The sequence below is a fragment of the Megasphaera cerevisiae DSM 20462 genome, assembly GCF_001045675.1.
GTDB lineage: Bacteria > Bacillota > Negativicutes > Veillonellales > Megasphaeraceae > Megasphaera > Megasphaera cerevisiae.
Window position 1 is genome coordinate 15,538 of record NZ_LEKT01000018.1, and the last position, 13,869, is coordinate 29,406.

Consider the following 13,869-nt stretch of genomic DNA (forward strand, 5'->3'; position numbering starts at 1 on the left):
TTTTGTTCAGCGCCCTGCTAAACAATTCCAAACCGGGCTATTTAAACTTAAATTAACCTCTCTGGTGAAATTAACAACTCCTTCATAGCCTCCCAAAGCATGCTTGCGTTCGTGGTTATGATCACAAAAGGCAATTCCCAATTTATACGCCAGTGGCCGTTCCTTAACACCACCTACTAAAATATCCGCATGCATTTTACGCATAAACATTTCCAACTCTGCCGGATTAGTGTCATCCAAAATAACCGTATTAGGTTTTACCAAATTTTCAATCACTTCATAATCTTCTTTTTTTCCCGTCTGCGTGCCTACTACGACGGTATCAATACCCATTTCCCGAAACTGCCGAATTAGTGAAATGGCTTTAAATCCACCGCCCACATAAATGGCCGCCTTTTTTCCTTCAAAGTGGGGTAAATATCTTTTCAAAAACAACAATGATTTTTCCCGTTCTGATTCTGTAAATACCCGGGCCTGCTGAATCGTCGCCTCACTGCCAATTGCCTCTGCGACATGCATAATCGATTGGGATGTATCTTCCACACCAAAAAAGCTGACACGGAAATAAGGAATCCCAAAGGTTTCCTCCATTTGTTTAGCCAGGTACACGCTAGATCCTGCACACTGCACAACATTTAAAGCCGCTGACGGCGCTTTCATCAATGACGCATACGAGGAGTCGCCTGTGATTGTCGATACTACAGGTATACCGATTTTCTTTAAATATTTTTTAATAAGCCAAATTTCGCCGGCTAAGTTAAAATCTCCTAAAATATTGACCCCCTGCTTTTTTATATCTTTATATGGTGAATTACCAATCAAATTCATAATAGCATCACATGCCAGCTTATATCCCTGTGATTTGGTGCCGGAAAATCCCGGCGCCTTCACAGGAATGACGCGTATCCCGTGTTTTTCCTCTGCTTCACGACAAACTGCCTCGATATCATCACCAATTACACCAACAATACAGGTTGCGTATACAAAAATCAGTTTTGCCTGCTTTGTTATCGCAATTTCATCAATTGCTCTTTTTAATTTTTCAGCCCCGCCAAAGATAATATCTTTTTCTCGTAAATCCGTAGAATAGCTTTGGCGAAACAAATCACTATCACTAGTCAAACTGCCGCGGATATCCCAAGTATAACTGGCACAGCCAATAGGTCCATGAATAATATGGTATGCATCCGTAATGGGATTTAAAACAACACGAGCCCCGCAATATACGCAAGCACGTTGACTGACAGAACCGGCAACACTGGCTTTTTCACAATCCATTTGACGGCACCCATGATCGCCTGACCGTTTGATGATAATTGAATCGGCTCGTTCTTGCAGTACACCTGAATCCATATAACAGACCTCCCTTTTGTTTTCGATAAAAGAACAACAGTATGAATACCTTAGTTATGAGACCCCATTGTCTATAACGTGATATTCATACTGCCGTCAATTCCATCAATCTACCATTTCTTTATCTCTTACAAAACCAATTCCAAGTCCGTATCATCTGCATCACGATCCTTGCGATCCAGCAGCGCATTCAAAATCATTTCTGCCAGGCGCATAGCCCCGCGATAGCCTACAATAGGTTGTTCTGCGCCAAAATATCGATCCATGACGGGAAAACCTGCCCGCACGATAGGAATATCTTCTGCTTTTGCAATCAATTTTCCATGCGTATTGCCAATAAGCAATTCCACCGGGTCATTTTTAATCAGCTGCTGCATATAGAACAAATCGGCATTGGCCTTAATGACGCCCGGTTTAACATCATATCCCTCAAATAAAGCAGCCCCTTCTTTTTCAAAAGCATCTGAAGGCGTACCTGTAATCATGTAATAGGGAATCATGCCAAGTTCCAGGCAAAATGCCGCAATGCCCAATACTGTATCAGGATCACCATATACAGCTACTTTCTTACCGGCAAAATATTGCTGTGCATCAATCATACCGTCAAGGACACGGCCTCGTTCATCTGCAATAGCAGCAGGAATTTCCGTCTTATATAAATGGGACAGCTTCATCAAATAGGTATCTGTAGCGCGAATACCAATAGGATAGGGAACTAAATCAAAATCTACACCGCATTTAACCTTTAGCTTTTCTGCTGCCGGCTTAGAAACAATGGTTCCTAGGCCCAACACCTTACGCACGGATCCCAATTCTTTGATTTCTGCGACAGTCGTGCCACCTTTAGGGTACATCTGATATGTCCCCTTATTCGGAGCATCCATAACATCGCTCGTATCAGGAAACATAATATACTTCGCTTCCATCGATGTAGCCAATCGTTTTAACTCTCTCATGTCTCCCGGATTGACAAATCCCGGAAAGATACCTATTTTATCACTGACTGTATTACTTTTTTTTGACAAATAGTTAATAAATCCGCACATCATATTACCGAAGCCCGTAATGTGCGACCCAATATAGCTCGGCGTATTAGTATGAATAACTAGTTTTCCAGCCGGTATATCTATTTCATCAATATACGACTTTAAATCATCACCAATGGTTTCGCTTAAGCACGTCGTATGCACGGCAATAATGTATGGATCGTATGTTTCAAAAATATTCTTCACAGCCTTTTTCAAATTGCTGCCGCCGCCAAATACACAAGCCCCTTCTGTAAAGGAACTAGTTGTGGCAATAGCCGGTTCTTTAAAATGACGTGACAATACGGTGCGGTGATACGAGCAGCACCCTTGGGAACCGTGGCTATGAGGCATGCACTGATGCACGCCCAGCGCGCAATACATTGCGCCTACAGGCTGACAGGTTTTACAAGGATTGACGCGAAGCGCCGTTCTGTCAACAATTTTCTTCGGTGTAGCATCAAGCATGCTGCTCACCTCTTTCTATGGCACTATTCCCCAGCGATCCTTCCAGAGTTGGCTCCGTATTCCATGGCGGGGTTAATAATTTCCACGCCGGTGCATTGACTTCATCAAATGTATCATGAGCAAAATTAATAGCACCTTTGAAGCAGGTATACGGCCCGTCATAATCATACGAATGCATCTGCTTAGCGGGAGTTCCTGACTTTAAAATCATAAAGTTGTCCTTAATGCCAGAATAGAAAATATCTGGCTTATACAATGAAAGAGCATCTTCTGTTTCTGCTTCATTATAGTCATCAATGATGAGAGAACCTTTCTTCATATCTTTCATCATTCCTTTATAATAATCCAGTTCGATTTTTCCCTTTAATTCATTATAAGTATCATCATCGATATAGCGACGATACATGCTTTCATCCTTTTCCGGTGATAATTGTTCAATATTTTTTGTATCGGCATCCAATTTTATATCAGGAATAACTTCACGGCCTTCATAATCATCACGATGAGCAAATTCATACCCAGTCACGACGGTTTCCACACCAAAATCAGCTAATAAATCCATGTAATGGTGACTGCGAGACCCGCCTACAAAGATACCCGCCTTTTTGCCGCTTAATTTTTTCTTGTAATAATCCCAATCGCCCTGAATTTGTGTCAATTCTTCTGTAATGACTTCTTCTGTCCTTTTTTTCAATCCTTCATCATCAAAATAAGCAGCCATTTCCCGAAGCGTACGGATTGTTTCCTTAATGCCTATAAAATTAACCTTAAGCCAGTCAATGCCGTACTTAACCTTCATCATTTCTGCAATATAATTGATAGAACGATGGCATTGTACCAAATTCAAATTTGCCAAGTGGGCGCTGGCAATTTCATCGTATACGCCGTCACCTGTAAATTTAGAAACAACCTGATACCCTATTTTAGTCAATATCCGTTCCGTTTCAAAAGCATCGCCGCCGATGTTGTATTCCCCCAACAAATTGATAGAAAAGGGTGTTGTCGGTTTATTCGTACCCGTACCAATGACATCCTTCATCAAACCGTTATTGGCGATATGGTGTCCTGCTGACTGACTGACACCTTTATACCCTTCACAACTGAAAGATATGCACTGAACACCAAACTCTTCTTTGGCCCATTTTGCCACACTGTTAATATCATCACCAATCAATCCTACCGGGCAGGTAGCACAGATAAATACAGCTTTAGGATGAAAAATTTCTACGGCTTCCTTGACGGCTTGCTTTAGCTTTTTGACACCACCGAATACAATATCCGTTTCCTGTAAATCTGTAGAAAAGCTATATTGAATCAAGCTTTTTCCATTAATTCCACGCGCTTTATTGCGTCGTGTCATCCACGTGTAATAGCCGCAGCCAATAGGTCCATGTTCCAGAGTAACCGCATCCTGTATAGGTCCCAATACAACACCTTTACAGCCAGCATAGCAGCAGCCGCGGTTGATCATTAATCCGGGAACAGAACGTTTATTAGCTGTAATTTCCTGGGGTGTATGGTCCGTTTCCAGTTCCACGACATGATCCTTGCGGTTCTTAAACGTAAGCCCCGAATAAGTATCTAATATTTTTTCTCTTTTCGTTTCCATAGATCAGCATTCCTTTCCCTCATTATGTACAGCACGATTCGCTCAGACTGGAACAACCTGTCGTAAAATGCATATATATCATTCACTTATTGCTTCACAGCACAGCTGTTCTCCCGTACGAACATTCCAGCTATCTGTAATAGTCGTTACAAAAATACGTCCGTCACCGGGATTCCCGGTCTGGTTGGCCTTAATGATAATATCCACACATTCAGCAGCTTGTTCATCATCAACTATGATCCAAATTGTGCGTCGTGATGTTAAACGGAAAGCTTCCGATAAGTGTGCACCTATTTCATTTGCCGGCAGTTCACCTTCTGTTTCCATGAGGATTTTAATAGCTTCTTCCTTAACGGCATGTTTTCCGCGTCCGCGAGAGGAAACGACGGTCATGCCAGGAAAACCACTGTCAGCCAGCATTTTTTTTGTAATTCCTATTTTGTTCATTCGTATAAAGGCCAGGATTTCTTTCATAGCATTTCCTCCTTAAAAGCCCCTTTTACCAGAGCTGATCGTATAGGCATCATCTACTGGCGAAACAAAAATGCGTCCATCACCATAATTACCATCACCAGTTCTCGCCGTCTTCAGAATAATGCGAACAATATCATCCTTATCTTTATTTTCCGCAACAATAAGAATCAAACTCTTAGGCAATTCGTCGTAATGGATAGCTCCTACAGAAATTCCCTTTTGACGGCCACGGCCGTATACTTCTTCTGTCGTTGCGCCCCGATATCCTGCATCTGCCAATTCAGCCAATACTGCATTTATTTTTTCGGGTCTGACAATAGCTCGTATCATGATCATAGGAATGACACTCCTTTGTTGTAAAATGGTATGAAATTTTCAAAGTCCGCAAATTAACTTTTCGCAGCTAATCCATCAATCCGTGTTCCATCAATAATTGTTCCAACCGTTCCTGTTTCATTGGTTTTGGAATAACGAACATATCATTGCCGTCTATTTTTTTAGCCAGCGTCCGGTATTCATCAGCCTGATCACAATCCGGTATATGTTCAATAACCGTTTTTCTGCGAATTTCTGCCTGCTGTACCATATTATCTCTCGGTACGAAATGAATCATCTGCGTTCCTAATTCTTTGGCTACAGATGCAACCAATTCTGCTTCGCCCTCAACTTTACGGCTATTGCAAATTAAACCGCCTAACCGAACACCGCCCGTTTCCGCATATTTGCGGATCCCTTTAGAAATATTGTTAGCAGCATACAATGCCATCATTTCACCAGAACATACTATATAAATTTCCTTGGCCTTGCCTTCACGAATCGGCATGGCAAACCCGCCGCACACTACATCACCCAATACGTCATAAAAAACATAATCGAGATCGTCCGTATAAGCTCCTAACTGTTCCAGCAAGTTAATAGATGTAATAATCCCCCGTCCAGCACAGCCTACTCCCGGTTCCGGGCCGCCGGATTCTACGCAGCGGATGCCGGCAAATCCCGTTTTCATGATTTTTTCCAATTCAATATCATCGCCTTCTTCACGCAGCGTATCCAATACGGTACGCTGTGCCAAGCCACCGAGAATTAAGCGGCACGAATCAGCCTTGGGATCGCAGCCGACTATCATGATTTTCTTACCCATTTCCGCTAACCCTGCATTTAGATTTTGTGTCGTTGTAGACTTACCGATTCCACCTTTTCCATAAATAGCGACTTATCTCATAGTACGCTCTCCTATCCTATATAAGCAGCATTATTTCCTGCTGCACGGCAATACACTGTAATTTAGAACAGATACTCTATATACCTTAAAAAAAAAGACATCTCAATACCCCCTGTATCAAGACGTCATTATCTTTAAATCCCGCTTTTCCCTCTCGTTTCCGGCAACCACTTTGCAAGATGATTAGTTATTCAGGACTGTACATATTTTTCTGTTCTTCACATTATAGTTTTTCTCTTTTGTTATATCAATATGTTTTAAGTTATTTTAATAAAAAATAGTAATTTATATCGCAAATATACATTTTTCATTTTATTAAATTATAATAACGATATTTATATTTAATTTTTTTAATATTTCATGATGATTATCATATTTTTTATTTGCATTATTATTCATTATTATTAATACGAGTATGATATTTTTTCATTGTCATTTTTCCTGATACTTTCTCTATAAAAAAAACTGCCTCTCAATGCGGCAGTTTTTTTATGCTAAAATTTATTTTACCATTTTATGTACAAGTATGACAACAAGATTACTGATGGCAACAGACACAATAATAAAAATGCTTTCCAATAAAAAAGGAGTAACAAAAACCAAAAAATTATTTTGTGACAATGGCATAAATCGAAATATAAAGGTACTGAAAATTTGTATTTTACTGTCAAATATAAATGAATGAATTCCCAGCCACACCGCCGCCATGACCATAATTCTGACAAGCTGCACCAACCGTTCAGTACAGCGCAGCTCCTTGGATGGGAAAAAATAAAAAGCAAAGGTAGCAATAACAAAGATACCTATAATCACAAATCCAAATCCTAAAATCCCCATCAGGCCGACAACCAAACTTTGTGTTACATCAGACGCCTGAACAGCAGGAAATAAAAACATTCCCATAAGGGCGCATGGCAATGGCAGACTATACAAAACAGGATCCAAAAATTCAGAATACCAATGCCTGCGCCGATAAGCTTTCCATATCTCTATCCCCCATGATAATAAGGTTTGCAATGTAATCGTCCCCAGCATCCAAAAGAAAAAGACAGTAATTCGAATACCATAGCTCTGCCATACTGCCAAGGACATACATCCATTTAAAACAGCAATCGCAATACACATAGCAATCAAACTGCCATAAAGAAGGTCCGGAATGGGTGCATATAAAGAATCTCCTCTGCGTTTTATCTGTCTATATCGCACAGTAACGGGAAGGCTGATTGATGCTAAAAGAAATACTAATAAAGACAGCGGTGCAAAATAACTTTTATCTGAAACGAAGGCGCCAAAAGGTATCGGTACAATCCAAATGGCCAGCCAAACAATCGCCCGTATTTTTTCTGTACTTCCAACATTCATACTGTTACCTTCCTTCTGATGTCCGCATAGAAAATACGCGTGACACAATATATGCGCCCAGCATAATAACACATATTTCACCATACATTCCTAAAATAAAAATAATATCACGGCTAACCGTCGGCCATTCCCAGAAAGGGGCGTATTTCCAAACTTCCTCCATCAACGTACTAAAAATCCCAAATAGAATCGATATGATAATCCATACTGCCACAAAGCTGCCTCGTCCAATTGCCAATTGTTTTCTGCTAAAACGTGCTTCCCGACTTCCTAAATAAGCCCAGGGAATACAAAAAGACAACACAATATAGACAACAAGCGCAACAAAAGCACTGGAACCATTATGTATCGTATACGATCCGATGGGAATCGGAATAATAAAAAAGCTCATAAATACGCACTGCCGCAAAATATCGTACCACCAACTCATAGTATTTCCTCCGTCATAAAACTACAGTCTTCATTATAATAGATAAGTATACCATAGATTACAGTATAATGAACAGTACACTTTTCATGTGCCTCTCCATATAAATTTAAAAAAGTGCCGTATCAGCCTGTCCTGACCACCTTCCCCTCATAAAAGGGCCTAGCAACTATCCTATATTCCTGTTATAATAAATGGTAAACATAAGCATTTTTAACTTAGAAAGGTAAGGCATTATGGCAAAAACATTTCAAACATTGGGTCTTGCGCCGATATTATGCGACGCCCTCTCTAAACAAGGGATACATGAACCAACGGCCATTCAGGCCCAATCCATTCCAGCACTGTTTAAAGGGCGTGATCTACTGGCGCAAGCCCAAACCGGAACAGGCAAAACATACGCATTTCTGCTGCCGTCTCTACAGCAAATCAAGGCAGACACACATATGGAACAAGTTTTAGTTATGGCTCCCACGCGCGAGTTAGCCCGTCAGATTGCTGATGTGGCCAATATGCTGGCCCCGTCGCTGGGTCTCGATGTACTTAATCTTATTGGTGGAAAGACCATCGAAAACCAACTGCAAAAGCTGCAGCGGCATCCTCAGGTAGTTATTGGTACCCCTGGCCGTCTCCTTGATCATTGCCGACGCAATTCACTTGATTTAAGTGGTGTCAAGAGAGTCATCGTCGACGAAGCCGATCAAATGCTGCAGGCTGGATTTTTAGAAGACGTCGATATGTTGATCAGCATGACTCCTAAAAGCCGTCAATTATTATTTTTCTCGGCCACCGTCCCCGACAAAATCAAAGGGCTGGCAAAAAAACATATGCAAAATCCTTTGGTTCTCAATGTACTTGAAGGAACTACTATTGCACTGGAAAATATCGAACAACGCATCTATATGATTAGTGAAGAACGAAAGCTTGCAGTACTTTGCCGTATGCTGGAAGAAATGAACCCATATCTGGCAATTATCTTTTGCAATACTAAAGAACGAACTTCCATTTTAGCTGGACAGCTCATTGCCAAAGGGTTTAATATTGGTGAATTACACGGCGACATGTCGCAAGGACGCCGCACACAGGTAATTCGCGATTTTTCCCGTGCCAAAACGCAGCTTCTCGTGGCAACGGATATTGCTGCTCGCGGGATTGACATTGAAGGAATTACCCACGTTTTCAGTTATGACGTGCCCCACGACATTGACTATTATATCCATCGCATTGGCCGTACAGGCCGCGCCGGAAACCAAGGCATATCCGTTATGTTTGCCACCGCCGCTGACGAGCAGTGGGTTCGCCGTATTGAACACACAATACATGCAACAATTACCAAATACAGTTCTAATGGACAAGTAAAAATCAAGTCCAGCAACCGTCCGCCAAAGAAGAAAAAGGAAGCAACGGATACAATGCCCAGCACCTATCAAACAACCAAGGAGAAACGTCATAAAACACTTCATAAGGGCGGCGACAACCGTCGCAGACGATAACATCAAAAAATGACAGGAGGTTATCCTATGAAAAAACAATTAGCTGTATTCATGGCTGTTCTGACAATGTTGGTAAGTGCCGGCTGCACCGCTCTTCCCACTTCTTCAGATACAACAAAGCAAAACACGCAGCAAGAACAGACAAAGGACTCAAAAAACACAAAAGCTCAAAATGAAAAAGATAGTAATACAGTCGGAGAGCTTCCCGGAATTGGAGATACCTTGACCAGCTGGGAAAAAGAATTTGGACATCCTTTTGCACAGGGAGATACCATCAAGGTATTTAAAAATGGTACTTATAAAACAGTATTCGAAGACGGTAAGGCCGTTACTATCACCTTCCCTTCAAAAAATGGAGATAATCCACTTTCAGAAAAACTTCTTCCCCGCGATGGTGAAAAATTATCTGAAACCAGCAAAAAAACAGGTAATATAACAATGATCGTCCAAAAATGGCACAGTAACTTGTTGGCCTCTGCCATTCCGGCAACACAGGGCAGCTATACGATTATGAAAAGCATGAACGGCAGTTCTTATGACAGTGTCATTGTAGACTGCTCTCCTAACCTTCAAAAATAAAAAAACTGGTACAGTACCCTGATTACAGGTACTGCTGCCAGTTTTTTTTATTTACGACATAAAAAAAAGACAGTGTACATAAACTATGCACACCGTCTTCATTGTGGTGACCCGGTAGGGATTCGAACCCTAGACCTACTGATTCGTAGTCAGTCACTCTATCCAGCTGAGCTACCGAGTCATACATAAGCCGCCTCACGACGACCTATTTATTTTATCAAATTATAATCATTTTGTCAAATATCACTTTTCTTTATAGGTTACTTCTGCAGGAGGTAACCTGAAACAGTACTTGCTACCCTCAGAAGCATTCCCCATCGCAATTACTGCTACAAACAAGAAGTCAGCAGCAGAGCTTACAGAATGTGTCTTCATTAAACATGCGCTGATGCAACGTTGCTCCTTCAAACAAATCGCTCGGGGTCTGCACCGCCATATCCCTACTATCTCTCAGGAAGTTCATGCTCCCATCTATTTTAAGCAAACAAGCCCTTCCGCCGTAACTCCAGCTATCATCACGATTGCCGCTTTTACAGTGCCTGCAGCCGTTATTCCATAGATGCGGACGCATTGAGTGATTTGACCTAGGAAAAAGTCTGTTCCGTCCTATTGATAATCTCATCCTGCAATGCCTTATCCAAATTATTGAAATAATCGCTGTATCCAGCAACACGCACAATAAGATTTTCATACTGTTCCGGATGTTTTTGTGCATCCAGGAGCGTTTCTTTATCAATGATGTTAAATTGAATATGATGCCCATCCATCGTAAAATACGAACGCACCAAGGCTGCCAAACAATCAATTCCCCGCTGTCCAGCCACTACTGACGGAGTAAATTTTTGATTCAGCAGTGCCCCGCCGGTTTTTAACTGTTCCAGTTTGGAGCATGACTTGATCACTGCCGTCGGACCGCTGATATCAGCACCCTTTTCTGGTGAAATTCCATCTGGAAGTGAAATATGAGCATGCCTTCCGTTCGGGCTGGCCTCCATTACCTGTCCAAAGTACACATGGCATGTCGTCGGCAGAAATTCGACAACAGTCCGGGAGCCTTTCGGTGTTTTTCTGCCCGCAATTGTCTTTTGCAGAGCCAAATCCACCTGATGTAAAATAGTATCAGCATACTCATCATCATTTCCATATTTTGGCGTTTCTTGCGAAACGATATGGAAAATTTCATCATAACCGGAAAAATCCGATTTACAGGCATTCCATAATTCAGCCATTGTAAAACGCTTATTCTCAAATACATTTTTTTTGATAGCCGCCAGAGAATCTGTAATTGTCGCAATACCGACACATTGGATATAGCTTGTGTTGTACCGGGCACCACCGGCATTATAATCCAGTCCTTTCAGGATGCAGTCATCAGTAATAACAGACAACAGCGGCACAGGCATGTTTTCCATATATAATCGTTCAATGATATTATTACCGGCAATTTTAACATCAACAACATAGTTCAATTCCTTCAGAAATGCCTGCCATACCTCATCATATGAAGCAAAAGTCAACGGATCACCGGTATCAACCCCAACAAAAGCGCCTGTATAAGCATCATATCCTCTATTCAATACCAATTCCAACACCTTAGGAATATTGAGATATCCAGTAAGAACATAGGCTTCCTTCCCCGCAGTTCCTGCTTCGACGCACCCACTGGCAATGCCGCTGGAGCGGGCATCATCCAACGACTTTCCAAGATACATCAATTCCTGAATAATGGCTTCACTATTATAAAAAGCCGGTTGTCCCCAACCCTTACGAGAAATTTCCAGTGCCTTACGCAGAAATATTTCCGGTGATTTTTGAGAAATCTGCACATTAGAACTAGGCTGCAAAAGACGCATTTCATCCATGACTTCAAGAATAAGGTAGCTTACATCACTGACCCCGGAAGTTCCATCTGGGCGCAATGCACCTGTATTCAAATTGCAAAAGTCAGTATATGTAGCACTTTCTTTCAACGTAATTCCCACTTTAGGCGGCGCCGGCTGGTTATTGAACTGTATCCATAACGCCTCTAGAATTTCTTTTGCACTCTCATAATTTAGCCGGCCATCAGACATATCCTTTTCATAAAATGGTTCCAAATATTGGTCAAATTTTCCTGGTGAATAAGCATCCCAGTTATTCATTTCTGACGTAACACCAATATGCGTAAACCAATACATCTGAACCGCCTGCCGAAACGTCTGCGGCTTGTGTTCCGGCACAATATCACACGTGACGGCAATATCCAGCAAATCCTTTTTCCATTGCAAATCTGTTGCTGATTCTGCCATCGATCTGGCTAATGCAGCATAGCGTTTTCCCAACAAAATCATGCCCTTGCAAACCAGCTTCATCCCTTCCCACTCTTCTCTTTTCTGCAAGGCCTGCAAATCATGGTTGTAATCCAGAGAATCAATTTGATTTTGTATCTCTGCTAAAAAATCACCATATCCTTTTTCGTATATTTTTCCATCTGCCACAGTATGCCCAGGACCACGCTGCTGCAGAAATTCAGTATACATCCCGGCAGCAAACAGCTTTTTCCATTCTTCCGGCAGCAGTGCATTCATTCTGGCCATCATAGCTCTATCCTGCCAGTACGGAATAATCACATCTCTTTGTATCTGTTTATCCTGTTCTGTCACTTTAAAAAAGACTCGTTCCCTGTTATTCATGTTATCAAAATCTTTCATTGTATGACAACATAGCTCTGGAAATGTAGGGGCCGCCCAAGGTCTATCCCCTTTTTCACCTACAATCAGCGACCCTTTTTCCAAATATAACGTACGGTGCGCCATAAGATAGTAAAAAGCTTTTCCCCGCAGCACGGGGCTCGAACAAGTTCCTTCATATTTCTGATAGGCTTCTGTCATCAAAACGGCCCGTTCCATGGAAATAGATGGCATACTCCCATGAACACTGAGTTCACGTAACCGCTTGATTCTTTCTGTGCAGCCCCACTGCCCTTCTACAATTTTCTGCTCCGTATGCATTCCCTTTTTTACTCGTTCCTTAAGTGCCGCTTCACCCATGATGCATGGCCTCCTTTACTGTATGTCACACTTTTTACCCACCAATAATTGTATTATATCCCGCTTCCTGAAATATTCTTGCTATCTTCTGCAACACATCCGTTTCTGGTACCCGAAACAATACGGGTGTTTTTCCTAATCCCATATATTTATCCTTGCCTAATGTATGATACGGTAGAAGATGAATTTTTTCAACTTGAATATGTTCCCTTTTCAACCAATTCAGAAGGGGCAATATATCTTTTTCTTGATCAGTATTAACCCCATCAATCAGGATAAGACGAAGATATAACACGGCCCCTGACAGGCTTAATCGTTTTAAATTGCCGAGAATTTCAGAATTATCAATTCGCATATATTGTATATGCTTTTTTTTGTCGAATACTTTCACATCATATAGAAAAAAGTCAGTATACGGCAGAATTTTCTCAAATCTTAGAAAGGGAACTGCTCCGCTGGTATCAATGCCTACATGTATTCCTTTTTTTTGCAACTGCTGCGTCAGCGCAGTAATATACTCTATATTCTGTGCCATAACTTCACCGCCTGACAGCGTCACGCCACCGCCGGAACGATCATAAAAAATTACGTCCTGCGCAGCTTTTTTCACTAATTCGGCCACAGAATATGTATTTCCGACCTTATCCATTCTGCCATTGGCTTGTCGAATCATTTCCGTCTCAAATCCCTGGCTCTCTGGATTATGACACCACGGACACGATAGCGGGCATCCTTTAAAAAAGATCGTAGTGCGTATGCCCGGCCCATCATGAATAGAAAACTTTTGTATATTAAACACCAGAGGGGTGCCTTGCGGCTCTATCATCC

The 13,869-nt window shown here is 41.6% G+C and carries 12 protein-coding genes and 1 tRNA gene; 2 read left to right on the forward strand and 11 right to left on the reverse strand.

All coding sequences use genetic code 11. The annotated features are described in order from the left end of the window. Positions 1–6: 6 nt before the first annotated feature. The 8 genes from nifE to AB840_RS06905 all read right to left on the reverse strand — a co-directional run bounded on the left by nifE (position 7) and on the right by AB840_RS06905 (position 7,943). On the reverse strand, positions 7–1,353 hold the full coding sequence (nifE, locus tag AB840_RS06870) for a nitrogenase iron-molybdenum cofactor biosynthesis protein NifE (protein WP_048514099.1): 1,347 nt from the start codon (positions 1,351–1,353) through the stop codon (positions 7–9). A gap of 128 nt (positions 1,354–1,481) precedes the next feature. Next, the gene (locus AB840_RS06875; RefSeq protein WP_048514100.1) at positions 1,482–2,846 is read right to left on the reverse strand and encodes a nitrogenase component 1; all 1,365 of its coding nucleotides are present in this window, start codon (positions 2,844–2,846) and stop codon (positions 1,482–1,484) included. Further along, positions 2,839–4,455, reverse strand: a complete 1,617-nt coding sequence (locus AB840_RS06880) for a nitrogenase component I subunit alpha (protein ID WP_048514101.1) — start codon at positions 4,453–4,455, stop codon at positions 2,839–2,841. Before AB840_RS06880 ends, AB840_RS06875 begins: the two co-directional genes overlap by 8 nt. 78 nt (positions 4,456–4,533) lie before the next feature. After that, positions 4,534–4,929 (reverse strand): P-II family nitrogen regulator, encoded by a 396-nt coding sequence (locus AB840_RS06885; protein WP_048514102.1) that lies wholly within the window; start codon positions 4,927–4,929, stop codon positions 4,534–4,536. A 12-nt stretch (positions 4,930–4,941) separates the two neighbouring features. Further along, positions 4,942–5,265 (reverse strand): P-II family nitrogen regulator, encoded by a 324-nt coding sequence (locus AB840_RS06890; protein ID WP_048514103.1) that lies wholly within the window; start codon positions 5,263–5,265, stop codon positions 4,942–4,944. A 67-nt stretch (positions 5,266–5,332) separates the two neighbouring features. Further along, on the reverse strand, positions 5,333–6,136 hold the full coding sequence (nifH, locus tag AB840_RS06895; protein WP_268776077.1) for a nitrogenase iron protein: 804 nt from the start codon (positions 6,134–6,136) through the stop codon (positions 5,333–5,335). 516 nt (positions 6,137–6,652) lie between these two features. Next, positions 6,653–7,513 (reverse strand): hypothetical protein, encoded by an 861-nt coding sequence (locus AB840_RS06900; protein WP_048514104.1) that lies wholly within the window; start codon positions 7,511–7,513, stop codon positions 6,653–6,655. Between the two features lie 4 nt (positions 7,514–7,517). Further along, the gene (locus AB840_RS06905) at positions 7,518–7,943 is read right to left on the reverse strand and encodes a hypothetical protein (protein WP_048514105.1); all 426 of its coding nucleotides are present in this window, start codon (positions 7,941–7,943) and stop codon (positions 7,518–7,520) included. A 233-nt stretch (positions 7,944–8,176) separates the two neighbouring features. On the opposite strand from AB840_RS06905, the gene AB840_RS06910 reads away from it, so the two are divergent. Together AB840_RS06910 and AB840_RS06915 are read left to right on the forward strand one after the other, a co-directional pair. Then, entirely contained in the window at positions 8,177–9,433 is a 1,257-nt protein-coding gene (locus AB840_RS06910) for a DEAD/DEAH box helicase (protein ID WP_048514106.1), read from the forward strand. A 27-nt stretch (positions 9,434–9,460) separates the two neighbouring features. Then, entirely contained in the window at positions 9,461–10,012 is a 552-nt protein-coding gene (locus AB840_RS06915) for a hypothetical protein (protein ID WP_048514107.1), read from the forward strand. Between the two features lie 104 nt (positions 10,013–10,116). Here AB840_RS06915 and AB840_RS06920 read toward each other — a convergent pair. The 3 genes from AB840_RS06920 to AB840_RS06935 all read right to left on the reverse strand — a co-directional run bounded on the left by AB840_RS06920 (position 10,117) and on the right by AB840_RS06935 (position 13,867). Beyond that, positions 10,117–10,193: transfer RNA gene (locus AB840_RS06920), tRNA-Arg, on the reverse strand. A gap of 403 nt (positions 10,194–10,596) precedes the next feature. Continuing rightward, entirely contained in the window at positions 10,597–13,041 is a 2,445-nt protein-coding gene (gene hypD / locus AB840_RS06930) for a trans-4-hydroxy-L-proline dehydratase (protein ID WP_078791731.1), read from the reverse strand. Between the two features lie 34 nt (positions 13,042–13,075). After that, positions 13,076–13,867, reverse strand: a complete 792-nt coding sequence (locus tag AB840_RS06935; RefSeq protein WP_072061786.1) for a 4Fe-4S cluster-binding domain-containing protein — start codon at positions 13,865–13,867, stop codon at positions 13,076–13,078. Positions 13,868–13,869 lie beyond the last annotated feature (2 nt).